Here is a 24398-nt window from a genome sequence, read left to right as displayed (position 1 = left end):
CGATTCCCGATTCCCGATTCCCGATTCCCGATTCCCGATTCCCGATTCCCCAATCACGACTCCCGCTAAACTGCTCCCCATGCAGACCACCACCTTCCGTACCGCCACCGTCGACGACATCGACGCCCTAGTGTCGCTGGTGACCTCGGCCTATCGCGGCGATGTCAGCCGCGTTGGCTGGACCACCGAGGCCGATTTTCTCGACGGCGCGCGGATCGATCCTGCGGTGTTGCGCGAGGACCTGTTGCGCGACCGCAGCCTGGTGCTGCTGGTCGAACAGGACGGGCGCCTGCGGGTCTGCGCGCATATTGCCGACGACCATGGTGCCGGCTACTTCGGCATGTTTGCGGTGGACCCGTCGCTGCAGGGCAGCGGGCTGGGCAAGACACTGCTGGCCGAGGCCGAGCGTATCGCCTACACCGAGTGGCAGCTGCCGGTGATGCGGATGATGGTGATCGACATCCGTGACGAGTTGATCGCGTTCTACGAGCGACGCGGTTACCGCCGCACCGGCATCTTCAAACCGTTCCCGTATGGCGACGAGCGTTTCGGCGTGCCGCTGCGCCAGGACCTGCGCTTCGAAGTGCTGGAAAAACCGCTTGGCGGCGCAGCGCCGTGAGCGAAACCTGGACCTTCGTCTGCGCCAGCGAGGCGCTGCTGCCCGGCGAGCTGCAGACCGTCTGGGATGAGGTGACCGACACCCCGATCGTCATCTTCAACCTCGACGGCGAGCTGTACGCGCTGGAAGACCGCTGCAGCCACGAAGACTACGAATTGTCGCCGGGTACGTTCGACCCGGCAGAAGGCAGCATCGAGTGCCTGCTGCACAGCGCCCGCTTCGACATCCGCGACGGCCGCCCGCTGTGCGCACCGGCCTACACCGCGGTGTCCAAGTTCCCGGTCAAGCGCGAACACGGCGGCATCTGGACCCGCGACGACCGCTGACACCAGCCGGACCCGTGGGTGATACGGTCGCCATGCGCGCAGACCGCTCAGGACGCCGATCCGCAGTCTCGGCCCCGTCCGGCGCGTGCCCGGGTGTGCGTAGATCCGCGCCCCGCAGGAAAAGACGCGCTGCCACGCCAGCGAGCGCGACCAGTCGTGCAAGCGACACCTCGGCCGGCCAGCAGGCGCAAACCCGTGCGGGTCCCCATGCAGGCCCGCATCGATCGCCGCAATGGCCTGACGCCTCAGCCAGCGCGATTGCCCGGTGCATGGTGCCAGCCGACAAAGATTGCAAAGAAGAATGATTTGCATTTAAGATCGCAGCCCTTCAGGCCTTCTTAACAACTGGCCTGCCCTGCGATCCCATGCGCCCAGCTCTGCTTGCCACTTTTTCCCCGATCCTGCCCCGCGTGCGCCTTGCTGCGCAGTGCCTGTGCGTGTCAGGAGACTGGTCGGGCCGACTGGCCGCCTCGGGCTAGCGGGCGCGCCTTCCCCGATCCGCTTCCCTTCCCGCATCTGCCGAGCCATCGCCAGGCCGGAGCCTCGCTTTCCTCTTCGAGACGCCTCATGACTCCCAGGATTTCCCCGCTCACCTCGGCCGTGCTGCTGACGCTGTCCGCTCCTGCCTTCGCCCAGCCTGGCGATGCGCCAGCGCCTCCGGGCGCGGTCGATCTGGACGCCATCCGGGTGCAGCAGGAACGCGCGCAGAAGCCGTCCTCGCCCAAGTACACCGAGGTGCTGCGCGACACGCCGCAGACGATCACCGTGGTCACCAAGCAGACCATGGACCAGCAGAACCTGCTGTCGCTGCGCGATGTGCTCAGCACCCTGCCCGGCATCACCTTCGGCGCCGGCGAAGGCGGCGGTGGCTATGGCGACAGCATCAACCTGCGCGGCTTCACCGCCAGCAGCGACATCACCACCGATGGCGTGCGCGACAGCGCGCAGTACAGCCGCAGCGACACCTTCAACCTGGAAGCGGTGGAACTGATCAACGGCGCCAACTCGGCCATGTCCGGCGCCGGCTCGGTTGGCGGCAACATCAATCTGGTCACCAAGACCGCCGGCCAGGGGGACTTCACCAACGTCGTGGTCGGTGGCGGCAGCGACCGCTATGGCCGGCTGACCGCCGACAGCAATTACGATTTCGAAAACGGCACCGCCGTGCGCCTGAACGCGATGGGCCACACCCAGGACGTGCCGGGGCGCGATGAGGAGTTTCGTCATCGCTGGGGCTTTGCGCCGTCGGTGGCGTTCGGACTGGGCTCGGATACCCGCTTCACCCTGAGCTACCTGCACCAGCACGACAACAACCTGCCGCAATACGGCGTGCCGTTCGCGCTCAGCCCGTTCAACGACGGCCCGCTGCCGGGCGTGGACCCGGAAACCTTCTTCAGTTACCGCAATACCTCGCGTCAGGAAATCGACGTGGACATGCTGACCGGCGTGCTGGAAATGGATTTCGACGACAACGTCAAACTGCGCAGCCTGGCGCGCGTGCAGCGCGTCGACCAGACCACCAATGCCACCGCACCGCAGGGCACCTGGTGCCTGCCCAACGGCACCGACCCGTACACCGGCCGCGCCTGCGTCGGCCAGCCGGCGGCCAGCTGGAACCCCAACAGCGGCCCGCGTGGCCTGGTCCGCGAGACGGAAAACTTCATCGCGCACAGCCAGACCGACCTGACCGCCACCTTGCATACCGGCGCCATCGAGCACCGTGTGGTCGCAGGCGTGGCCTTCAGCAAGGAAGACTTCGAACTCAATAGCGGCACCACCTTCCGCAATGCCGATGGCTCCACCACCGGCATCACCTACCCGGTACAGTCCTTCGACAATCCGTACAACATCTGGACCGGACCGCAGAATTACTTCCGCACCGGGCGCAGCAAGGGCAGCCTGACCAATCAGGCGGTCTACCTGTTCGACACGCTGCAGTTCAACGAACAGTGGATGCTCAACCTGGGCGGCCGCTACGAGCACAACGAAGGCGACAGCACCACCTACACCGTCAACGCCGCCGGCAACGTCACCGGTGTGAGCGCGGGCTTCCCGGCCGGCAGCGAAGAGGACCTGTTCTCGTATCGTGCCGGCCTGGTGTTCAAGCCAGCCGAGAACGCCAGCCTGTATCTGTCCTACGCCAACAGCAAGACCCCGTCCAAGGCCTCGGTCAACGGCTCGTGCACGCCGATCGCCACGGCCACCGCCGGCGCCAACTGCAATGTCGAACCGGAGACGGCGGTCAACATCGAACTGGGCGGCAAGTGGGACGTGCTGGACCAGCGCTTGGCACTGACCGCTGCGCTGTTCCGCAACGAGCGCGAAAACTACAAGGTCAACAGCGGCGATCCGCTGATCCCCGAGCAGGTGCTGGATGGCAAGGCACGCGTGGACGGCATCGCGCTCGGCGCCGCCGGTTACCTGACCGACCGCTGGTCGATCTTCGCCAACTACACCTTCCTGGACAGCGAAGTACTGCAGAGCGTGTCCAACCGCACCGAGAGCCTCACCGGCGACCCGGTGGCCGGACGCGACCTGGTGCAGACCCCGCGCAATGCCGGCAACATCTGGACGACCTACACGCTCAATCAGTGGACCTTCGGCTACGGCGTCACCTATCAGGGCGGTTTCTATCCCAACAACGCCTCGGCCGCGGCCTATCGCAAGACCGACGACTACTGGGTGCACCGCGCGATGGTCGGCCTGCGCGTCAACGACTGGCTCAGCCTGCAGTTGAACGTCAACAACCTGTTCGACGAGGAGTACTACACCAGCGTGCGCAACAACCTCACCGTCAATGCCGCCGGCACCGTCACCGCCGGCAGTGGCTGGGCACTTCCGGGCGAAGGCCGCTCGGCGGTGTTGAGCGCCACCTTCAGTTTCTGACCCACTGGCACGCCGTCCGCACAACGCGGGCGGCGTGGAGACCACCGCATGTTGCTGCCCATTCCCGATGTTCTCAGCACCGCCCAGCTCGCCGAGCTGCGCGCGCGGCTGGACGCGGCCGACTGGGCGGACGGCCGCATCACCGCCGGCCATCAGTCGGCGCAGGCCAAGGACAACGCACAACTGCCCGAAGACAGCGCCATTGCACGCGAGGCCGGCGCGCTGGTGCTGGACGCACTCTCGCGCAGCAGCACGTTTTTTTCGGCGGTATTGCCGCGGCGCATCTATCCGCCGCTGTTCAATCGCTACAGCGGCGGGCAATCGTTCGGCTACCACGTCGACAACGCGATCCGCTACGACCGCAGTCGTGGAGGCGCAGATCCCGTGCGCACCGATGTTTCGGCCACCTTGTTTCTCAGCGACCCGGACAGCTACGACGGCGGCGAGCTGGTGATCGAAGACACCTACGGCACGCAGTCGGTGAAGCTGCCGGCCGGGCACCTGGTGATCTATCCCGGCACCAGCCTGCATCGGGTGATGCCGGTGACCCGCGGCGCGCGTGTCGCCTGTTTCTTCTGGACGCAAAGCATGCTGCGCGACGATGCGCAGCGTCGCCTGCTGTTCGAACTGGACGTGTCGATCCGGCGGCTCACCCAGGACACCCCTGGCCATCCGTCGCTGATCCAGCTCACCGGCGTGTATCACAACCTGCTGCGGCAGTGGGCCGATGTCTGAGCCCGCACTGGACCCGGCGCAGCTGATCGAGCTGTTGCACACGCAGCCCGATCGCGCGGTCGTGCTGCTGCGCAAGGCCGCCGAGCGCCAGGATCCGGCGGCGCAACTGCTGCTCGCCCAGCTCTACGCCGAAGGCCGCGGCATCCCCGCCGATCCGGCCATGGCGATGCTGTGGTACGAGGTCGCCGCCAATGCCGGGCATGCGGAAGCGATGAACCAGTTGGGGCGCTGCCACGAACTGGGCTTCGGCACCGCGTGCAACGCGGTGCTGGCGGCGCTGTGGTACCGCCGCGCCGCCGAGCATGGGCTGGATTGGGGCATGTACAACCTCGCCCATCTGTACGGCTCCGGCCGCGGCGTGGCCCAGGACCACGCGCAGGCGTTGGCGCTGTATCGCACCGCCGCCGAACGCGGGCATGCCAAATCGATGAACTTCGTGGCGCGCTATCTCGACCAGGGCCTGGCCTGCGCTGCCGATCCGGTCGTCGCGCGCCACTGGTATCGCCGTTCCGCCGAAGCAGGCGATTTTCGCGGCCAGGCCGGTTACGCCACCTTGCTCGCGGACGCGGGCGACATCGATCAGGCCGAGCGATGGATGCGCCGTGCGATCGCCGGCGGGCATGCCGGCTTCCTGCAACAAATTACCCCGTTGCTTGCAGGTGCAACGCAGCCACGTCTGCGCGCCTTGCTGAGCGAAGTGGCCGTGCGGCAATCGCACCTGCAGCCGTCGCTCGCAGTGGATGTGGCCTGAGCGCGCCATGGCGACCTCCAACGACACTCTTGCCACCTCCCAGCAACGCCGCGGTTTCTGGCTGCGCATGCTGCATCAATGGCACTGGATCAGTTCGGCGCTGTGCCTGATCGGCATGCTGCTGTTCGCCATCACCGGGCTGACCTTGAACCATGCCGCGCGCATCGAAGCCAGCCCTTCGACCGAACACCGCACGCTCACGCTGCCGCCGGCCCTGCTCAAGTCCCTGGGCAGCCGCGACGACGGCGATGCCCCGCTGCCGCCACACGTGGCGCAATGGCTGGGGCGTGAGCTGGATATCAGCATCGGCACGCGCGCGGCCGAATGGTCGGCCGACGAGGTGTATCTGGCGCTGCCGCGTCCTGGCGGCGATGCCTGGCTGAGCCTGGACCGCAGCACCGGCGCGATCGAATACGAGCGTACCGGGCGCGGCGCCATCGCCTATCTCAACGATCTGCACAAGGGACGCAATGCCGGGCCGGCCTGGGGCTGGTTCATCGACGTGTTCGCCATTGCCTGCCTGGTGTTCTGCATCACCGGGCTGTTCCTGCTGCATCTGCATGCGCGCCAGCGCCGCATGACCTGGCCATTGGTCGGCCTGGGTCTGCTGATTCCGTTGCTGCTCGCCCTGCTGTTGATCCACTGACTTTTTCCTACCGGAGACGATCATGCGCGCCACCCTGACCATCGCACTGAGCGGCCTGCTCGCCATGCCGGCATACGCCGCCACGCTCGACATCAACGTCGAGATTCCCAAGCTCAACGTCGCCGAATATCACCGCCCGTACGTGGCGATCTGGCTGGAAGGTGCGGACCAGAAGGTCGCCGCCAATCTGGCGGTCTGGTATCAATCCAAGGACACCGCCGAAGGCCACGGCACCAAGTGGCTGCCGGACCTGCGCCAGTGGTGGCGCAAGAGCGGGCGCACCCTCGAGGTGCCGGTCGACGGCGTCACCGGCCCCACCCGTCCGGCCGGCGCGCATGCGCTGTCGTTCTCCGACACCAAGGGCGCGTTGAAGTCGCTCCCGCCCGGCCAGTACACGCTGGTGGTGGAAGCCGCGCGCGAGGTCGGCGGCCGCGAACTGGTCAAGGTGCCCTTCACCTGGCCGGCAAAGTCTGCGCAGACCGCCAAGGCCGGCGGCAGCAGCGAGCTCGGCGCCATCAGCCTGGTCGCAAAACCCTGAGCATTGCCTGCTGGTGGCGGCCGCGCGCAGCGTCGGCGGCCGGCCACGGCGCAGGTGCGCAGTGCATCGCGTTGCCAGACACATTCGCTTTCCACGCATCCACGCAGCGCCATACCTGCGCGCTGATCAGACACGTGACCCACCGTCCTCATCGTCCTTCAAGGAGTTGTCATGAAACGTTCGCTCGTCCTGATCGCCATGCTCGCCGCACTGCCGCTCAGCGCACTCGCCCACAAGGCCTGGTTGCTGCCGTCGCAGACCGTCATCGCCGGTGAGGCGCCGTGGATCACCGTGGATGCAGCGGTGTCCAACGACCTGTTCTACTTCAACCACGTGCCACTGCGCCTGGATAACATGAGCATCACCGCACCCGATGGCAGCGCGCTCAAGCCGGAAAATCCGGCCACCGGCAAGTACCGCAGCGTGTTCGACCTGCAGCTCACCCAGCCCGGCACCTACAAGCTGAGCATCGTCAACGCCGGCCTGTTCGCCAGCTGGAAGGAAGACGGCAAGCCCAAGCGCTGGCGTGGCGACGAAGCCCGCTTCGCCACTGAAGTGCCGAAGAACGCGCAGGATCTGCAGGTTTCGCAGTCCTTCAACCGGGTGGAGACCTTCGTCACCCGCGGTGCACCGACCACCACGGTCTTCAAGCCCGCCGGCAAGGGCATCGAGTTGATTCCGGTGACCCATCCCAACGATCTGGTCGCCGGTGAAGCGGCGCAATTCACGCTGCAGCTGGATGGCAAGCCGGCGGCCGGGCTGGAGATCGAGATCGTGCGCGGCGGCACCCGCTATCGCGATGCGCAGAACGAGATCAAGCTCAAAACCGATGCCAAGGGCGGCTTCAGCGTGACCTGGCCGGAGCCGGGCATGTACTGGCTGGAAACCACCACCGAAGACACCAAGACCTCGCTGCCGCAGGCCAAGCAGCGCCGCCTGGGCTATGTCGCCACCCTGGAAGTGTTGCCGCAGTAATCTGCCGGCACGCGGCAGGAGCGCACGCAGCGTGCACCCTGCCGCCCCATCTTCATAAGATCCGTCCATGTCCGCATCGTCTTCCGCCGACCACGCCATTGCCACGCTCGGCGGCCGCAGCATGGGCACCACCTGGAGCGTGAAGCTGGTGGCGCCGCGCGGGCGCGATCTGCACCCCTTGCATGCGTGCATCCAGACCGCGCTGAATCGTGTGGTCGCGCAGATGAGTACCTGGGAGGCCGATTCGGATATCAGCCGTTACAACCGCGCACCGGCGGGCAGCTGGCACCACCTGCCGGACGAATTCCACGCAGTGCTGAGCGCAGCATTGGAGATCGCACAGGCCAGCGAGGGTGCCTTCGACCCCACCGTCGGCCCGATGGTCGAGCTATGGGGCTTCGGCGCGGCGGACACGCGCCAGCGCGTGCCGGAAGCGCAGGCGATCGCATTGGCGAGCCTGCGTTGCGGCTGGCAACGCCTGCAGCTGAATGGCAGGCGTGTGCTGCAGCCGGGCGCAGCGGCGCTGGATCTGTCCGGCATCGCCAAGGGCTTCGGTGTGGACTGCGTGCATCGCGCATTGCTGCAGTCGGGTATCGACAGTGCATTGATCGAGGTCGGCGGCGAATTGTTCGGCTACGGACGCAAGCCCGATGCCAGCGCGTGGCGCGTGCTGGTCGAATCCGCCCCCGACGAAGATGCCGGTAGCGCGCTGCCGGCACGCGTGCTGGTGCTGGACGGCCTGGCGGTCGCCACCTCCGGCGATCGCTGGCACCGCTTCGATGCCGACGGCACGCGCTACACGCACACCTTCGACCCACGCACCGGCGCGCCCGTTCCGCATGCCCCTGCGGCGGTCACCGTACTCGCGCCCGATGCGATGCAGGCCGATGCCTGGGCCACCGCGATGACCGTGCTTGGCGTCGATGCCGGTCTTACCCATGCGCGCAAGGCGGAACTGGCCGTGCGATTCCTGGCACGCAAGGACGGCATCCTGCTCGAATCCATGAGCCCGGCATTCGAACGCCACCTGTCCGCGTCATGAGCAGCGCCACCTCACGCGTGTGGCTGGGCAACGGGCTGGTTCTGCTGGCGCTTGCGGTCATCGCCGGCTGGCTAGCCGGCCTGCATGAGGGCGCATGGTGGAGCGCACCCACGCCGCATCGTTGGCAACTGGCCACACTCGGCCTGGCGCTGTATCTAGGCCTGTGTGCGGTCGTGCTGCTGCGTGCTCGCAAGCGCGTCGGCGCACAACGCGCAGACGCCAGCGGCGTGTTGATCGTCTGGGCAAGCCAGACCGGATTTGCGCGTGAACTGGCGCAACGCAGCGTTGCCGCGTTGCAATCGGCAGGCGTCGGCGCGCATGCGCTGCCGATCGAAGCCGTCGACAGCGATCAACTCGCACGCGTGCCGCGGCTGCTGTGCATCGTCAGCACCACCGGTGAGGGCGATGCGCCCGACCATGCGCAAGCAGCCGAGCGCGATTGGCTGGCCGGCGATGCGCAGGATCTGACGGCCGTGCAGTACGCGGTGCTGGCGCTCGGCGACCGTGGTTACGCGCACTACTGCGCGTTCGGCCGGCGCCTCGACGATCGCCTGCAGGCGCGCGGCGCCACTCGCCTGTTCGAACGCATCGAGGTCGATAACGCTGACCCCAACGCCCTGCAGCACTGGCAACACTGTCTGGCGGAACTGGCGCCCGCACTGGCGACGCAACCCGACTGGAGCCTGCCGACCTACACCACCTGGCAGCTACGCGAACGTGTCCACGTCAATCCCGGCAGTGCGGGTGCGCCGATTTACCGGCTGCGCCTGACGCCATGCGATGGCGCATTGCCGCAGTGGAGCGCAGGCGATATCGCGGAGATCGCACCGCGTCACGCCCCCGATGCGGTGGAATGCTGGCTGCAGCGCAACCAACGCGATGGCGCACAGCGCATCGACGGCCGGACCCTGCGCGACTGGCTCGGCGGCGCGCAACTTCCCGTCGATACCGATGCCGCTCTCGGTATCGATGTGGGTGCCGGTGCCAGCCTCAGCGATAGTGCTGGTGCTTGCGCTGGCGCCGATGCCGATGCCGATGCCGATGCCGAAGTCGAAGTCAAAATCGATCCAATTACGGACACAGGTAAAGGCACTGATACAGCTACGGGAACAGCCACGAGCACAACTTCACCACTGGACGCAGATGCGTTGGTGCGTAGTTTGGTCACCCTGCCCCATCGCGACTATTCGCTCGCATCCATTCCCGAGGAAGGCCATGCCGAACTGCTGGTGCGCGAGCATCGGCACGCCGACGGCAACCTGGGGCTGGGTAGCGGCTGGCTCTGCGTGCATGCACCGATCGGCGCAGCCATCGCGCTGCGCTTGCGCAGCAACCCCGGCTTCCACCCACCCGCACCCGACCAGCCGATGCTGCTGATCGGCAACGGCACCGGCATCGCCGGCCTGCGCGCCCATCTGCGTGCACGCATCGCAGCCGGCGCGCGGCGTAACTGGCTGCTGTTCGGCGAACGCAATGCCGCGCACGACACGCTGTATGCCGACGAGCTGCAGCAGTGGCAGCAGGATGGCTGGATCGAGCGCATGGATCTTGTCTACTCGCGCGATCAACCACAGCCACCGCATTACGTCCAACACGCACTGGCCGCAGCCGCCGACCGCCTGCGTCATTGGATCGATCAAGGCGCCTGCATCTACGTCTGTGGCAGCCTGCGTGGTATGGCGCCCGAACTCGACCGCACGCTGGATTGCATCCTCGGAGCCGACGTCAGACAGGAACTACTACGCAACGGGCGCTATCGCCGCGACGTGTACTGAACCATCGCGTGCGGCACTGCCAAAAGCGATCAAAAAAACGATTACGCAGGTGCCAGCAGCACGTCTGGTACTGAAATCCGCAGCATCCCAGCTTGCAGTGGCTGCGCGCTAAACACACCGGCTGATCCAGGACTGCGCGCCGTTGCTGCAGTCATCTGCCCTTCCCGATGCTTCTGACCGTTGTCGGCCGCTGACAACCGCTTGTGGCCTCTGTCAGCGGCCAATGGCGAAAAAAAAGCAATCGCGTTGCCCAGCGCTCACAGCCGCGTTGCCCCAAGAAGAAAGCAGTAGTTCACAGCCGGACTTCACAGAAGGCGCATCCAGTGATGCATCCGCGGTGCCAGAAGCAGTCTTTGGTCCGACGCCTCCCGCGACGAAGTCTCTTTCCAACGCGGTGCTGCATCGACAAGGCATGCAGCACCCTCGCTGCACCGCGCGCGCTGGATACACCGCTACGCCCCGGCGTCCCCGTTATCGCTCGATACCGCGTTACGCTGCCAGATCGACCAGATTGCTCGTTGTCGCGCTGCCGCCAATGCTGCGGTACTGCCCCACGGCCATCTGCACCAACGCTGCATAGGCCTGCTGCGTGCCGTCGCTGCTGGATGCATCGGCCGATGACGGCGGTCGCGGTGGCGGATCGCGCGGCTGCATCGCCTCCTGCAGCTCCTGCAGACTGAGCGCCCCGCTCTTGTCGCTGTCGAGCAGGTCCAGCAGCTGCGTGCTCGACGCACTGTCGCCATTGACCAGTGTGCTCAATTCACCGCTGCTGACACTGTCGTCGCCATCGCTGTCCAGGCCGGCAAACAACGACTGCACATCCTGTCCTTGCTCACCCGGCGGTGGCGGAGGCGGCGGCAAGGCCTGCGCCAGTTCGCTCTCGCTGACAGTGCCGCCGCCATCCTGATCGAGCATGCTCAGCAGCCCGTCGATGTCGATCTTGCTGTCGTCATCGCTATTGGACGACAGCGCGGTCGACAGCTCGGACGCGGTCAGGCTGCCATCGCTGTCGCTATCGATGGATTTGAACAACTGTGTCAGCGGATTGGTTTTTTCCGCCTGCGCGGCGGACGCGCTGTTGCCGGTGCTCGCGCTTCGGCTTGCATAGGACGGGTAGGCGACGTAGCCGGCTCCGACCGAGCTGATGGTACTCATTGATTTCCCCCTGGAATTGCCGGAACCACTCCCGGCCCATGCACTGTTCCCTAGCCAGGTGGCACAGCGATGCCGTCGCTTGTCTGCATTGACACGAACGCATCCGGGCGCGTGCCGCGGGGGTGCGATCTGCTTGCGGATACGTGAAACGCCCTAGACCGGGCTCACCCGGATCGCCAGCAGCTCGCCGCCGCCATCGAGCACATAGCGGCTGCGCGTGGAGGCACTCAGCCACGCGGTATCGCCGGCAGCCAACGGTGGCAGGCCACTCTCGCGCCCAAAGCTGGCCTGGCCTGCCAGCAGGTGGATCGCCCAGGCGCTGCCCGGGTCGGCGAAAAACAGCATGGTGCCGACCAGCGGCCGGTGCAGCAGTTCGGTCTGCACCAGATCGCGCCGCCACATCAGGTTGAAATCCTGGGTCGGCCCGTCGAGCAACGTCGCATGTACCGTTTCCTCGCCTGCGAATCGGACGCGCTGGTGCGGCGGCAGCAACTCGCAGCTGCGATGACTGCTGCCAGGAACATTGACATTGCCATCGCCACCGGCGCCGGCGCTGGCGTCATGGACGCCCTGGTCAGCGCCACTGCCCTTATTGCCATTGCCATTGCCATTGCCACTATCGCTTTTGCTGACGCCGCCGCTAGTAGCCGTGCCGATGCCAATGCCTGCACCGGTGCCGGTCCCGGTGCCTGTGCTGGTGTCGTTGCCTGTGCTTGTGTCGGTGTCGCTGCCCCTACCGCTGGCAGCATCGCCAAACTGCAGCCGCATGCCATTGCCGTGTAACAGCACCAGCTCGCGATCGATGCCCGGGAATGCGGAAAACGCCGCGTCCTGCTCGATCTCGGCGATCGACAGGCGTAGCGACCACGCATCGGCGTCGCCGAGACGCAGGATCTCGCGCGTCCAGCCCAATTGATTGCGCCACCGCTCACGGCGGTACTCGGTGGCCGGAATCACCCGGCTGCTCAGGTCTGTCAGCTGCATGGGCGCATTGTGCCGCAAGCGCGGCGCCAAGCCGTCATGCGGTGCTTCAGGGCTGCTGATGTGCCTTAGCCTCGATGCCAAGCCAACTGGAGGGTGTGGCCGAGACCTACGAAGCGGCTAGTGCCTCACGGAGTGAGTAGCGCTTCATGCGGCGTGCGCTGGTTTCCCAACGTCACCGATGTTTGCGTGCGCTCGCGACCCACGCGGGCCCAAAACGAAAAACGCCCGGCTGCACATCCAAGTGCAACACCGGGCGATTCCACGTCCTTGTCGGCATCCAGCCATCCCCCGGACATCCTGTCCAGTTAGGTTGCGGCCACGCATCCTCGCGTCGAACCGTATCTCGGATCCTTTCCCATTAACGCCGTCCCACCGGTTTCACCGCCGCCCCCTTGGCAGCCTTCTTGGCGGGAGCCATCGTGGCTCCTACTTCGATGAGGTCTCGATTCCGTTCGACCGTCTTGAGTCCGATGCCCTTGACCAGTGCCAGTTCCTCGGCACTTTTGAAGGGACCGTTTGCCTGACGGTGCTCGACGATTGCCTCGGCTTTTGATCGCCCGACGTTCGTCAGCACCTTGTCCAATTCCTCAGCAGACGCGGTGTTGATATCGACCTTGTCGAGTGCATACGCATTCGAGGACAACAGCAACGCCAGTAGCAGGGACTTCAGGGCTACGGTAAATGACTTCATTGCAACGCTCCTTGTGGCTTGGGTGATGGTCCTAGCCAGCATTCCTGCCGGCGGAGCCAGTGTCCCGCGCCACATGCAGCAATCCTATCGCCAACGAACTTTTCACACAGCCGGTGAACTGCGCGCCGCCTTGTAGGGAAATACCTACCCCCAGGCACGGGCGTAGAATGTGCCGTTACGTCACGTATTCGGAGTCTCCATGGACAGCGCCAAGATCGACCAATTCATCAGCGACACCTGGGACCGCGAGATCGTCCCGCAATTGGTCGATTACATCCGCATTCCCAATAAATCGCCGATGTTCGACGCCGACTGGGTTGCGCACGGCTATATGGAGCAGGCGGTCACCCTGATGGAAACCTGGGCGCGCGCGCAGGCGATCGAGGGCATGCAGGTCGAGGTGGTGCGCCTGGAAGGCCGCACGCCGTTGATCTTTATCGAGATTCCGGCAACCGGTGCCGAGTCGGGCGACGACACCGTGCTGCTGTACGGCCACCTGGACAAGCAGCCGGAAATGACCGGCTGGGATGCGGACCTCGGCCCATGGGAGCCGGTGCTGCGCGACGACAAGTTGTACGGCCGCGGTGGCGCCGACGATGGCTATGCGATCTTCGGTTCGCTGGCGGCGGTACTGGCGCTGCGCACCCAGGGCCTGCCGCATGCGCGCTGCGTGGTGCTGATCGAGGCCTGCGAGGAATCCGGCAGCTACGACCTGCCGGCCTATGTCGACCATCTGGCCGCACGCATCGGCAAGCCATCGCTGGTGGTGTGCCTGGATTCGGGCTGCGGCAACTATGAACAGCTGTGGTGCACCACCTCGCTGCGAGGGCTGACCGGCGGCAACCTGAGCGTGAAGGTGCTGGAGGAAGGCGTGCATTCGGGCGATGCCTCCGGCGTGGTGCCATCCAGCTTCCGCCTGCTGCGTCAGTTGCTGTCGCGGATCGAGGACGAAGCCAGCGGCCGCATCCTGCTGGATGGGTTGCATGTGCAGGTGCCGGCCGAACGGCTGGCGCAGGCCAAGGCCGCGGCGGCGACGCTGGATACCGCCATCTTCGACAAGTTCCCGATGGTCGATGGCCTGGTGCCGATGCATGACGACCTCACCGAGCTGGTATTGAACCGCACCTGGCGCCCGGCGCTGTCGATCACCGGTGTGGATGGCATGCCGCCGCTGGCGTCGGCCGGCAACGTGCTGCGTCCGCAGACCGCGGTGAAGCTGTCGCTGCGCCTGCCGCCGACCGCCGACGGCAAGGCCTGTGGCGAACTGCTGAAAGAGGCCTTGCTGCGCGACCCACCCAACGGCGCACAGGTGACGCTGGAACTGGAAAAGGCCTCATCGGGCTGGAATGCACCCGAGATGGCGCCATGGCTGGCAAAAGCCATCGACGACGCCAGCCTGGCGTTCTTCGACAAGCCGGCGATGTATATGGGCGAAGGCGGCTCGATCCCGTTCATGGGCATGCTGGGCGAGAAGTTCCCCGGCGCGCAGTTCATGATCACCGGCGTGCTCGGCCCGCATTCCAATGCGCATGGCCCCAACGAGTTCCTGCATATCCCGATGGGCAAACGGGTCACGGCCTGCGTGTCCAAGGTGATCGCCGAGCACCACGCCGCCTGCCTGCGCGGCGAGACCAGCGGCTCGCCGGTGGCGGCCGATAGCGGCACCCGTCATGGCGGGCATGGCTGCTGCTGATTGACCCCTGGACCGCCCCGCGCATGCCGGGGCGGTCCAATGGCATTGCCATGCGTTGCGGCGCGCGCATGGACGTAGCCCCAACACCGTCGCGGCAGTCGGCGCTGCACATGTGGTTGCCACGGCGGCGAATGCTAGTCTGCCGATCCCACTTCCCTCAGTGCCTGCGATGAACAATCTCTTCGGTAGCGACAGCTGGCTTTACATCATTCTGGTCGGCTTCGTGGTCGGGCTGCTTGCCCGTTTCATCACGCCCGGCACGCAGCGACTGGGTTGCCTGCTGACCATCGTGCTGGGCATCGCCGGTGCAGTGGTGGCCAGCTGGTTCGGCCGCTACATGGGCTGGTACCACGCTGGCGAACCGGCCGGTTTCCTCGGTGCGTTGCTGGGTGCGATCGCGATCCTGGCGCTGCTGCGCCTGTTCAGCGGCAGCAAGCGTTGATCGACCCGCCGCCGCTGCCGACCTGGCTGCACCTCACTTCACGACACAGCATTTACCCATGACGTCATCGTTGACTCCCGATACCGCGCGCGCTGCGCTCCGTCTGCAATGGGCGAAGCAGGCGTTGAACGACCCTGAGGTCACGCTGCAACGTGCCTCGGTCGATGCGGGATTCCGCAGTTACTGGCGTACCCAAGGACGCGGCGTGGACCGCATCCTGATGGATGCGCCACCTGCACTGGAAAACGTGGCGCCCTGGTTGCGCATGCACGCCCTGCTCGGCACTCACGGCGTGCGTGTGCCGCAGGTGCTTGCGCAGGATCTTGAAACCGGCTTCCTGCTACTGGAAGACCTGGGCGTGCCGACCCTGGCGCAGGTGCTGACCGACGCCAATGCCGACGCGTTGCTGGATGCTGCGATCAGCCAGTTGCTGCTGCTGCAGCGCATTGCGCCGCCTGCCGACAGCGGCGTGTTCGGCGAGGCGCTGCTGCAACGCGATGCCGGCCTGTTCGAAGAATGGTTTCTTGGTCGCCACCTCGGCCTGCAGCTGGACTGCGGCCAGGCCGAGCAGCTGCAGTTGGTGCAGCGCCGCTTGATGGACAATGCATTGGCGCAGCCGCGCGTCTTTACCCATCGCGATTTCATGCCGCGCAATCTGATGCCGGTCGGCGACGGGCCGGCGGTGCTGGACTTCCAGGATTGCGTGATCGGGCCGATCGCCTACGACCCGATCAGTCTGTTCAAGGACACCTCGGTGAGTTGGCCGCTGGCGCGCGTGGATGGCTGGCTGGAGCGCTACCACGCGCGTGCCGCAGCGGCCGGATTGCCGGTGCCGCCGCTGGCGCAATTCCTGCGCGATGCGGACTGGATGGGCGTGCAGCGGCACCTGAAGAATCTCGGCATCTTCTCGCGCCTGAGCCATCGCGACGGCAAGCACTGGTATCTGGATAACGTGCCGCGTTTCATTGTCTATCTGGACGAGGTGTTGCCGCGTCATCCGGACCTTGCGCCACTGATCGTCCTGCTGGAAAACCTGGTCAAACCTGCCCTGGCGGCACGCTCCGCGCAGGCCGGCGCATGAAGGCACTGATCTTCGCCGCCGGTTTCGGCGAGCGCATGCGTCCGCTGACCGAGCGCACGCCCAAGCCGCTGCTGTCGGTCGGCGGCACGCCGCTGATCGTCTGGCATCTGCGTAAGCTGGCCGCGCTGGGCGTGAACGAGGTGGTGATCAATACCTCGTGGTTGGCCGAGCAGTTTCCGCAGGGACTGGGCGATGGCAGCGCGTTCGGGCTGCGGCTGACGTACTCCTTCGAGGGCGCCACCCCGCTGGAAACCGGCGGCGGCATGCTGCATGCGTTGCCGTTGCTGGGCGAGGCCCCGTTCCTGCTGGTCAACGGCGATATCTGGACCGATTTCGATTTCGCGCGGTTGTCGAGTGCGCCGACAGGTTTGGCCCAGCTGGTGCTGGTCGATCAACCCGCCTATGCGGCGCGCGCAGACTTTGCGCTGGATGCCGATGGCAAGGTGCGCGCAGATCTACCCGCAACGCTGACCTACGCCGGCATCGGCATGTATCGACCGGCGTTGCTGCGCGATTGGCAGTCGGTCATCGGCCAGCTCCCGGAGCACACCGGCACCGCGCCGCGCTTCGCGCTGGCGCCGATCCTGCGCGCGCAGATGGCGGCAGGCCTGATCGATGGCATCCACCACGCCGGGCGCTGGACCGATGTCGGCACGCCGCAGCGACTGGCGGAGCTGGATGCCCGGTTGCTGCGCGACGGCGGCTGATCGCAGCCACGCCGCTGCAAACGCCCGGCCGCGCGTCGTGCATTGCTCAATCGCCCATCTCGATGGGCTTGCAGCCAATGCGCCGGCGCCGCTCCTGCTCTTGTCCATGCGCACCGACCATCCCGACAGGTCCTTGCCCGCCTACCGTCGCGGGACCTTACGCGGCATGGATGCCGCGTAAGAGCCTACATGGACGTACTTGCGGCGTGTCCCGCGATGGTAGGCGGGCAAGGGCCCTGCAGCCAGGCCGCAGATCAGCTGCTCTACAAGCTTCAGGCGATGTGCCTCGAATGCACCGACACTGCGATAGATGTGCAGATGGCAAGCGCTAAGCAACCTGCGCCTACCTAGCGCTGAGCGCAGTAATTCCGTCAGCTGCTCGAAGAGCCGCGATCCTCCAGCACCCGCCGCAGGAACGGCACGGTGATGCGGCGCTTGGCAGCCAGCGATTCGCGATCCAGCCGGTCCAGCAATGCCACCAGTCCGGCCAGTTCGCGTTCGCTATGGGTCAGCAGCCAGTCGATTGCTGCCTCGTCCAGTGCCAGTCCGCGCCGTTGCGCACGATCGCGCAACACCGCCGCGCGCCCTGCGTCGTCGAGCACCGGCAGGCTGATGCGGATGCATTGCGACAGCCGCGAGCGCAGATCCGGCAACACCAAGGCCAGGCCGTCGGGCATGTGCCGCGCGGTGTACAGCAAGGTAGTGCCGGCAGCGCGCGCGCGGTTGTGGAAATCGAACAGCGCCACTTCGTCGTCGCGCTGCCCGGCAATGCTTTCCACGCCATCCAATGCGACCAGGCTGCGCCCTTCCAGCGCTTCCAGCGCATCGCGCAACCGGCCAGTGGCGGCGTGCAGAGGCAGGTACGCTGGGGCGCGCCCGGCCTGCTCGGCGGCCGCGCACAACGACAACGCCAGATGCGTCTTGCCGGTGCCGGCGGGGCCGGCCAGATACAGCCAGTCGCTCACCTGCCCGACCGCCAACGCCTGCAGCTGCGACAGCAGGCCGTCGGGCGCGGCGATGTAACTGTCGAATCGCTGATCGGGCGGCGCGCGTAGCGCCAGTGGCAACTGCGGAACGCTCACAGCCGATCCGTGTCCTTGCCTGGGTCGATGATCACGCTGCGCTCGTTGGTGGACTGCAGCACGATGCCGGCACGTTCGCCCGCATACAGATCGCTGCGCGTGTACTGCTCATGCGCATAGCGCAGCAGCACATTGGCCACCGCCGCCACCGGCAGCGCCAGCAGCATGCCGAGGAAGCCGAACAACTGGCCGCCCGCCATCACCGCGAAGATCACCGCCACCGGATGCAGGCCGATCTTGTCGCCGACGATGCGCGGCGTCAGCACATAGCTTTCCAGCAACTGGCCGACGGTGAACACCACGCCGACGCCGATCAGCAGCTTCAGGTCGAAGCCCTGTGCCTGCACCACCGCCGCCAGCAGGGCGAGCACGATGCCGGTGGTGGCGCCCAGATACGGAATGAAGCTGATCAGGCCGGCAATGATGCCGATCAACAGGCCCAGATTGAGCCCGATGATGGACAGGCCGACGGCGTAGATCGCCCCCAGCGCCAGCATCACCAGGAACTGGCCGCGGATGAAGCCACCCAGCACGTCGTTGGATTCCTGCGCCAGCCGGCTCACGGTGCCGATGTAGGCGCGCGGAATGACCGCGGCCACACGCTCGACCAGGCGGTCCCAGTCGCGCAGGAAGTAGAACGCCAGGATCGGCAGCAACGCCAGGTTGATCACCCAGGTCACCATCGCAAAGCCCGACCGCTGCACGTAGCCGAAGAAGGTCTTGGCGGCGCCGCCGGCCTGCTCCCAGTGGCTGCGGATCCAGTCGATCAGGCGCTCCGGGTCCAGCCAGCCCATCAGCTCCACGCCGGTCTTGGCTTCCAGCCACGGGATCGCGGTACTGATCGCCCAGGCACGCATCTGCGGCAGCGCGTCGATCAGGGTCATGATCTGGCGCTCGATCATCGGCACCAGGATCATCAGCGCCAGCACGAACAGCAGTAGCGCCAGCACGAATACCAGCACCACCGCGATGTTGCGGGAGCGGCCGGCGCGCTCGATACGGTCCACCAGCGGGTCGCCTAGCCAGGCCAGTAGCAGCGCCAGCACGAACGGCGTCAGGATCGGCGACAACAGCGATACCACCCACAACACGCCGACGGTCACCGCCACCCATTTCAGGCGACGCAGAAACAGGGCGATCTCGGCTTCGGGAGTCAAAGTCATTTCAGGCGGTACTCGGCGTGCTCGTTTTCGAGAATGATCGGGCCCTCGGTCGGTACCGAAACGGGCACCAACGGGCTGTTGTCGCCGAGCATACGGTTGAGGCCGGAAATGCCCGTGAGCAATTCCAGATCCACTTCCATGCGGTCGCCATTGGCACTGACCGGGCGGATGCTGCGCACCACCGAGACGCCCTGCAGCGCGGCAGAGACGCGCAGGTAATCGTCGGCGCTGCTGATGCCGGTGATCACCGCGCGGTAGACCCCGGGCACCCCCGAATCCACGCGCTTGGCGTAGCGCTTGACCAGCGCATCGGCGGCGCCGTCGGCACCTGCAGCCATCGCGCGACGCGCGTCGGCGTCGCTGCTGGTCCAGCTGGACAGCACGTTGCCGTTGTCGACGAAGACCCAGTCGGCGGTCCAGCCGGCATCATTGCGGTAGAGCTTGCCGATCAACTGCATCGGCGGGCTGTACTTGGCCGAGGCACGCGCCACCGCGGCGGTGTCCTTGCGCCAGATCGCGCCGGCCAGCACCTGCTCGGCGGCGGCACCGCCGGGCAGGCCGAGCCGGTAGCCGCGCTCGATCGCCCGGTCCAGCACGCTGCGCGCGGCATTGGCCTGCGCCACGCCGACCAGGCGCGGGCCACTGCCGTCGTCGATGGCCAGCCACAGCACCGGCTTGGGCCGCGGCAGCGGCCACACCGGCAGGCCCAGCGCGGCGATCAGGCCATCCACGTCCGATTGCCGGAAGCGCGCCACCAGCACGGTGCGGAAGGTCGGCGCGCCGGTGCGCGAGGTGCCCTGGTCCTGACGGTAATCGTAGTTTTCGACATAGCCCGGCGCGCCGCGCAATGCCTGCGAGACGCCGGGGCGGCTCATCACGCCGCGGTCGCCGGAGACCTTGCCCAGCACCGCGCCGAGCGCGCGCGCCAGCGCACCGGGGCGATCGGACTCGCTCTGGCTGTTGACCGGCACTTCGGCCTCGTAGGCACTTTGCGCCTTGGCGACGTCGCCTTCGGTGCGTAGATCGGCCTGCGCAAAGGCTGGCGCGAGGGGCATGGCGACCACGAGGGCGAGAAAGAAAGCGAGACTGCGGCGCATCGACGGTTCCATGACTTAAGCGTATCCGGGTGAATTGTTGCCCGAATGGGACGCCAGCGCCAACGTGGCTGCTAAAATCGCCGCCTTTACAGCCGAGCCCTCCCCGCCCGTGACCAGCCCAACGCCTTCCAATCCCTCGCCCATGACCTACCGTGAGGCAGGTGTCGACATCGATGCCGGCAATGCATTGGTCGAACGTATCAAGCCGCTGGTCAAGCGCAGCTTCCGGCCAGAGGTGATGGGCGGTCTGGGTGGTTTTGGCGCCTTGTTCGACCTGTCCGGCAAGTACCGCGAGCCGGTGCTGGTGTCCGGCACCGACGGCGTCGGCACCAAGCTCAAGCTGGCGCAGCAGCTGGGCCGGCACGACACCATCGGCATCGACCTGGTCGGCATGTGCGTCAACGACGTGCTGGTGCAGGGCGCCGAGCCGTTGTTTTTCCTGGATTATTTCGCCACCGGCAAGCTGGACGTGGACACCGCCGCGGCGGTGGTCGGCGGCATCGCGCGCGGCTGCGAGCTGTCCGGCTGCGCCCTGATCGGCGGCGAAACCGCCGAGATGCCCGACATGTATCCGCCGGGCGAGTACGACCTGGCCGGCTTCACCGTCGGCGCGGTGGAAAAATCGCAGCTGCTGGACGGCGCACAGGTGCGCGCGGGCGACGTGCTGATCGGCATCGCCTCGTCCGGCCCGCATTCCAATGGCTACTCGCTGATCCGCAAGATCTACGAACGTGCCGGCTCACCGGCCGAGCTGGTGCTGGACGACGGCGTCAAGCTGATCGATGCGCTGATGGCGCCGACCGCGCTGTACGTCAAGCCGATCCTGGCGCTGCTCAAGTCGCAGGGCGACAGCATCCACGCCATGGCGCACATCACCGGCGGCGGGCTGACCGAAAACATCATCCGGGTGATCCCCGACGGCCTGGGCCTGGACATCGACGCCAAGGCCTGGACGCTGCCGCCGGTGTTCGCCTGGCTGCAGCGCGAGGGCGCGGTGGCCGATGCCGAAATGTGGCGCACCTTCAACTGCGGCATCGGCTTCGTGCTGATCGCCGCACCCGAGCAGGCTGCCGCGCTGGAACAAGCACTGGATGCGCAGTCGCTGGTGCATTGGCGCATCGGCCAGGTGGTCCCGGCGCAGGGCGACGAGCGCGTGCGGATCGGTTGATCGAGGAGAGCTGCATGGACGCTTCCCCACGCGCACTGCCGGCATCGGCCAGCGCTGACGATCTCCAGCACCTGAAACTGCTGTCGGTCTTTCACTATGTGCTGGCCGCCATCACTGCGCTGTTTTCGCTTTTCCCGTTGATCCATCTGTTCATGGGCATTGCAATCATCACCGGGCACCTGCCCATGACACATGCCAACGCGGACGCACCATCGATGGATCCGCGATTGTTCGGCTGGTTCTTCGTGGTGTTCGCGGCTGTGTTCATTGGCTGCGGCCTGACGCTGGCGGCGTTCATGGCCTACGCGGGCCGCTGCATCGCCCAGCGCAGACGGCATCTGCTGTGCCTGATCGTGGCCGGCATTTCCTGCTCCTTCATGCCGTTCGGCACCGTCGTCGGCGTATTTACGCTGGTGGTGCTGCTGCGCCCGCAGGTCAAGGCCTTGTTCGCTCCGACCGTCACCGCCGCGTGACGCGCACTGCCCCATGACTTCAGCGAACCCAACCCCATGAGCCTGCGTCTGGCGGTCCTGGCCTCCGGCCGTGGCAGCAACCTGCAGGCCATTCTCGATGCCATCGCCAGCGGCCGGCTGCCGGCCGAGGTCGTCGGCGTGTTTTCCGATCGCCCGCAGGCGCCGGCACTGCACAAGGTCGATGAGGCATTGCGTTGGAGCGCCAGTCCGCGCGACTTCGCCGACCGCGCGGCCTTCGACGCTGCGCTGGGCGATGCGATCGCCGCCGCGCAGCCGGACTGGGTAATCTGCGCCGGCTACATGCGCATCCTCGGCGAACCGCTGGTGCGCCGCTTTGCCGGGCGCATGCTCAACATCCACCCCTCGCTACTGCCCAAGTACCGCGGCCTGCATACCCATGCCCGCGCACTGGAAGCCGGCGATACCGAACATGGCGCCAGCGTGCACCTGGTGGTGCCGGAGCTGGATGCCGGCACGGTGATCGCGCAGGCGCACGTGCCGGTGCTGCCCGACGACAGCGCCGAGCAGCTGGCCGCGCGCGTGCTGGCGCGCGAACACCCGCTGCTGCTGGCCACGCTGGACCTGCTCGCCAGCGGGCGTGTGGAGGTGCGTGGCGATGGCGTCCATATCGACGGTCAGTGCCTGTTTACGCCACTGCGACTAGAGTCCGCTGACACCGCACTCGTCTGAATGCGGATACGCCCTCCTCATCCTGTCTCGGACATCCTGGCGGCCCCGTGCCTCCCTCCCAGCGCATGAAACTCCTCCCGATCGCGACCGCGCTGTTGACCACCGCCCTGCTCGCCCCGGCCGGTGCCGGCCGTGCGCAACAGGCGCCTGCCGTGCCTGCGCCAGCAGCCCCTGCTCCAGGTGCGGCGCCGCCAGCGGCGCCGGCCTCTGCAGCGGCCCTGCCTGCCAGCACCTGGACGCCGCCGCCACTGCAACCCTTCGTGGCCACCTACCAGGCGTTCTACCGTGGCAAGGAAGCCGGCGATGCCACCATGCAGGTCAGCAACGGCGAAGGCAGCCAGTGGCGTATCGACATGTCGGTGCGCGGCCGCAAGGGTTTTGCCAGCATCCTGGGGTTGAACCTGGAACAGAGCACGGTGTTCCGCGTCGATGGCGACACCTATGTGCCGTTGAGCCAGAGCACGGTGCGCAAGGCGATGTTCTTCGGCAAGAAGGTCACCGGCGTCTACAACTGGCAGACCGCCAGCGCCCAGTGGGACGGCGATCTGAAGAAGGAGCGCCAGCAGGCGATTCCGTTGCAGCGCGGCGACCAGAGCGCGCTGTCGCTGAACCTGTCGCTGATGCGCGACGCGCAACCCGGACGCAGCTTGAGCTATCGCTACGTCGATGTCGGCCGGGTGCGCAAGTACGACTACAAGGTCGCCGATGCCACCGAGGTGGTACAGGTCGGCGACCTGAGCTACGACGCGTTGCGCGTGTACCGCGTCAACAGCGGCGACAACGAAACCATCCTCTGGATCGCCAACGGCGTTCCCACGCCGGTGCGCATCCTGCAACGTGACAAAGGTGAGGATCAGGTCGATCTACGCCTGGTCGAATATCAAGGAGCCTGACCCATGCACACTGTTTCCCGCACCTGTTCGCTGATTGCCGCTGCCGCACTGGCCGTGGCCAGCCTGCCCGCGTTCGCCATGCAGCCGTTCCAGGCCGATTATTCGGCCAACTACATGGGCATGCAGGCCAACGGCACCATGACCCTGGCCGCCGCCGGCGCCAATCAGTGGCGCTATACGCTCACCATCCAGAACCAGCTGGCCAACCTGACCCAGAGCACGGTGTTCGAAGAGAGCAACGGCCAACTGCGTCCGGTCAGCAGCAACGACACCTCGTCGATGATGGTCAAGCGCCGCAACGTCACCGCCAACTACGACTGGAAAACCAGCCAGGCGACCTGGGGCGGCGACATCAAGCCGGACCGTCGTGGCCCGGTGAAGTTGCAGCCTGGTGACATGGATGCGCTGCTGATCAACCTGGCCATTACCCGCGACCTGGCCGCCGGCAAGCCGCTGAACTACCGCATGGTGGACGAAGGCCGCATCAAGCCGATGAGCTACAAGGTGGTCGGCAAGGAAACCATCACCGTCAACGGCAAGCAGGAACAGGCGACCAAGGTGTCGCGCGTGGACGGCGACAAGGAATTGATCGCCTGGGTGGTCAAGGATCTGCCGGTGCCGGCACGCCTGCTGCAGAAGGAAAAAGGCCAGGACGCGCTGGATCTGACCATCAAGGGCCTGCGTTAAGCGCCAGGCGCGCCTGGTAGAAGCGTGCCTGCGCGCGACGGGGCTTTATCGGTAACGCCCCGTCGCGCGCGGGCACGCTCCTACCAGAGCATGGGAACC

The 24398-nt window shown here is 66.3% G+C and carries 25 protein-coding genes; 19 read left to right on the top strand and 6 right to left on the bottom strand.

The genetic code is table 11. From position 1 onward, the window contains the following. Window positions 1–79 precede the first annotated feature (79 nt). The 10 genes from XARJCFBP2528_RS13920 (at window position 80) to XARJCFBP2528_RS13875 (ending at window position 10293) form a co-directional block, all read left to right on the top strand. Window positions 80–619: a GNAT family N-acetyltransferase gene (locus tag XARJCFBP2528_RS13920; RefSeq protein WP_016902340.1), complete on the top strand. Its 540-nt coding sequence runs from the start codon at window positions 80–82 to the stop codon at window positions 617–619. Continuing rightward, a complete protein-coding gene (locus XARJCFBP2528_RS13915) occupies window positions 616–945 on the top strand; it encodes a non-heme iron oxygenase ferredoxin subunit (protein ID WP_016902339.1) in 330 nt (109 codons plus the stop codon). Before XARJCFBP2528_RS13920 ends, XARJCFBP2528_RS13915 begins: the two co-directional genes overlap by 4 nt. A gap of 567 nt (window positions 946–1512) precedes the next feature. After that, window positions 1513–3831: a TonB-dependent receptor gene (locus XARJCFBP2528_RS13910; RefSeq protein ID WP_026064285.1), complete on the top strand. Its 2319-nt coding sequence runs from the start codon at window positions 1513–1515 to the stop codon at window positions 3829–3831. A gap of 48 nt (window positions 3832–3879) precedes the next feature. After that, complete coding sequence (locus XARJCFBP2528_RS13905; RefSeq protein ID WP_039512260.1) at window positions 3880–4566, top strand: Fe2+-dependent dioxygenase; 687 nt, start codon at window positions 3880–3882, stop codon at window positions 4564–4566. After that, window positions 4559–5317, top strand: a complete 759-nt coding sequence (locus XARJCFBP2528_RS13900; protein ID WP_016904964.1) for a tetratricopeptide repeat protein — start codon at window positions 4559–4561, stop codon at window positions 5315–5317. Before XARJCFBP2528_RS13905 ends, XARJCFBP2528_RS13900 begins: the two co-directional genes overlap by 8 nt. A gap of 7 nt (window positions 5318–5324) precedes the next feature. Next, window positions 5325–5963 (top strand): PepSY-associated TM helix domain-containing protein, encoded by a 639-nt coding sequence (locus XARJCFBP2528_RS13895; RefSeq protein ID WP_016904965.1) that lies wholly within the window; start codon window positions 5325–5327, stop codon window positions 5961–5963. A gap of 22 nt (window positions 5964–5985) precedes the next feature. Beyond that, window positions 5986–6501, top strand: a complete 516-nt coding sequence (locus XARJCFBP2528_RS13890) for a DUF2271 domain-containing protein (protein WP_016904966.1) — start codon at window positions 5986–5988, stop codon at window positions 6499–6501. A 171-nt stretch (window positions 6502–6672) separates the two neighbouring features. Continuing rightward, window positions 6673–7476, top strand: a complete 804-nt coding sequence (locus tag XARJCFBP2528_RS13885) for a DUF4198 domain-containing protein (RefSeq protein WP_016904967.1) — start codon at window positions 6673–6675, stop codon at window positions 7474–7476. Between the two features lie 67 nt (window positions 7477–7543). Next, window positions 7544–8518: an FAD:protein FMN transferase gene (locus XARJCFBP2528_RS13880; RefSeq protein ID WP_047124806.1), complete on the top strand. Its 975-nt coding sequence runs from the start codon at window positions 7544–7546 to the stop codon at window positions 8516–8518. After that, entirely contained in the window at window positions 8515–10293 is a 1779-nt protein-coding gene (locus XARJCFBP2528_RS13875; protein WP_016905041.1) for a flavodoxin domain-containing protein, read from the top strand. The genes XARJCFBP2528_RS13880 and XARJCFBP2528_RS13875 overlap by 4 nt, the downstream gene beginning before the upstream one ends. A 489-nt stretch (window positions 10294–10782) precedes the next feature. Here the strand turns inward: XARJCFBP2528_RS13875 and xopAW are convergent, their stop codons facing one another. The 3 genes from xopAW to XARJCFBP2528_RS13860 all read right to left on the bottom strand — a co-directional run bounded on the left by xopAW (window position 10783) and on the right by XARJCFBP2528_RS13860 (window position 13165). Continuing rightward, window positions 10783–11448 carry an EF-hand domain-containing protein gene (gene xopAW, locus XARJCFBP2528_RS13870; protein ID WP_047124805.1) on the bottom strand — a complete coding sequence of 222 codons (666 nt, stop codon included), beginning with the start codon at window positions 11446–11448 and terminating at the stop codon, window positions 10783–10785. A gap of 153 nt (window positions 11449–11601) precedes the next feature. Next, window positions 11602–12432 (bottom strand): HutD/Ves family protein, encoded by an 831-nt coding sequence (locus tag XARJCFBP2528_RS13865; RefSeq protein WP_026064877.1) that lies wholly within the window; start codon window positions 12430–12432, stop codon window positions 11602–11604. Window positions 12433–12790: 358 nt separating this feature from the next. Further along, the gene (locus tag XARJCFBP2528_RS13860; RefSeq protein WP_016904771.1) at window positions 12791–13165 is read right to left on the bottom strand and encodes a ComEA family DNA-binding protein; all 375 of its coding nucleotides are present in this window, start codon (window positions 13163–13165) and stop codon (window positions 12791–12793) included. A gap of 157 nt (window positions 13166–13322) precedes the next feature. Here XARJCFBP2528_RS13860 and XARJCFBP2528_RS13855 point away from each other — a divergent pair, with 157 nt between their 5' ends. The 4 genes from XARJCFBP2528_RS13855 to murU all read left to right on the top strand — a co-directional run bounded on the left by XARJCFBP2528_RS13855 (window position 13323) and on the right by murU (window position 17046). Then, window positions 13323–14816 carry a M20 family metallopeptidase gene (locus XARJCFBP2528_RS13855; RefSeq protein WP_016904770.1) on the top strand — a complete coding sequence of 498 codons (1494 nt, stop codon included), beginning with the start codon at window positions 13323–13325 and terminating at the stop codon, window positions 14814–14816. A 169-nt stretch (window positions 14817–14985) separates the two neighbouring features. Then, a complete protein-coding gene (locus XARJCFBP2528_RS13850; protein WP_006452367.1) occupies window positions 14986–15258 on the top strand; it encodes a GlsB/YeaQ/YmgE family stress response membrane protein in 273 nt (90 codons plus the stop codon). Window positions 15259–15316: 58 nt separating this feature from the next. Next, entirely contained in the window at window positions 15317–16339 is a 1023-nt protein-coding gene (locus tag XARJCFBP2528_RS13845; protein WP_047124804.1) for an aminoglycoside phosphotransferase family protein, read from the top strand. Continuing rightward, on the top strand, window positions 16336–17046 hold the full coding sequence (gene murU, locus XARJCFBP2528_RS13840) for an N-acetylmuramate alpha-1-phosphate uridylyltransferase MurU (protein ID WP_047124803.1): 711 nt from the start codon (window positions 16336–16338) through the stop codon (window positions 17044–17046). Before XARJCFBP2528_RS13845 ends, murU begins: the two co-directional genes overlap by 4 nt. Window positions 17047–17417: 371 nt before the next feature. On the opposite strand, the gene hda is transcribed toward murU, so the two are convergent. The 3 genes from hda to XARJCFBP2528_RS13825 are packed head-to-tail and all read right to left on the bottom strand — an operon-like array spanning window position 17418 to window position 20400. Next, window positions 17418–18128 (bottom strand): DnaA regulatory inactivator Hda, encoded by a 711-nt coding sequence (gene hda / locus XARJCFBP2528_RS13835; protein ID WP_039515168.1) that lies wholly within the window; start codon window positions 18126–18128, stop codon window positions 17418–17420. Continuing rightward, window positions 18125–19291, bottom strand: coding sequence for an AI-2E family transporter (locus XARJCFBP2528_RS13830; protein WP_047124802.1), 1167 nt, complete (start codon window positions 19289–19291; stop codon window positions 18125–18127). The genes hda and XARJCFBP2528_RS13830 overlap by 4 nt, the downstream gene beginning before the upstream one ends. Next, the gene (locus XARJCFBP2528_RS13825) at window positions 19288–20400 is read right to left on the bottom strand and encodes a DUF2066 domain-containing protein (protein WP_016904626.1); all 1113 of its coding nucleotides are present in this window, start codon (window positions 20398–20400) and stop codon (window positions 19288–19290) included. The genes XARJCFBP2528_RS13830 and XARJCFBP2528_RS13825 overlap by 4 nt, the downstream gene beginning before the upstream one ends. 22 nt (window positions 20401–20422) lie before the next feature. Between XARJCFBP2528_RS13825 and purM the strand changes: the two genes are divergently transcribed. The 5 genes from purM to XARJCFBP2528_RS13800 all read left to right on the top strand — a co-directional run bounded on the left by purM (window position 20423) and on the right by XARJCFBP2528_RS13800 (window position 24299). Continuing rightward, window positions 20423–21556 (top strand): phosphoribosylformylglycinamidine cyclo-ligase, encoded by a 1134-nt coding sequence (gene purM / locus XARJCFBP2528_RS13820; RefSeq protein ID WP_026064843.1) that lies wholly within the window; start codon window positions 20423–20425, stop codon window positions 21554–21556. A 14-nt stretch (window positions 21557–21570) separates the two neighbouring features. Then, window positions 21571–22029 carry a hypothetical protein gene (locus XARJCFBP2528_RS13815; protein WP_026064842.1) on the top strand — a complete coding sequence of 153 codons (459 nt, stop codon included), beginning with the start codon at window positions 21571–21573 and terminating at the stop codon, window positions 22027–22029. Between the two features lie 36 nt (window positions 22030–22065). After that, window positions 22066–22719 (top strand): phosphoribosylglycinamide formyltransferase, encoded by a 654-nt coding sequence (gene purN / locus XARJCFBP2528_RS13810; RefSeq protein WP_016904623.1) that lies wholly within the window; start codon window positions 22066–22068, stop codon window positions 22717–22719. Between the two features lie 65 nt (window positions 22720–22784). Continuing rightward, window positions 22785–23612 carry a DUF3108 domain-containing protein gene (locus XARJCFBP2528_RS13805; RefSeq protein ID WP_016904622.1) on the top strand — a complete coding sequence of 276 codons (828 nt, stop codon included), beginning with the start codon at window positions 22785–22787 and terminating at the stop codon, window positions 23610–23612. 3 nt (window positions 23613–23615) lie between these two features. Then, complete coding sequence (locus XARJCFBP2528_RS13800; protein WP_016904621.1) at window positions 23616–24299, top strand: DUF3108 domain-containing protein; 684 nt, start codon at window positions 23616–23618, stop codon at window positions 24297–24299. The last annotated feature ends 99 nt before the right edge of the window (window positions 24300–24398 follow it).

The organism is Xanthomonas arboricola pv. juglandis (assembly GCF_001013475.1).
Lineage (GTDB): Bacteria > Pseudomonadota > Gammaproteobacteria > Xanthomonadales > Xanthomonadaceae > Xanthomonas > Xanthomonas arboricola.
The sequence above is the reverse complement of the archived record's forward strand: the minus strand, read 5'-3'. Positions and strand labels throughout refer to the sequence as shown.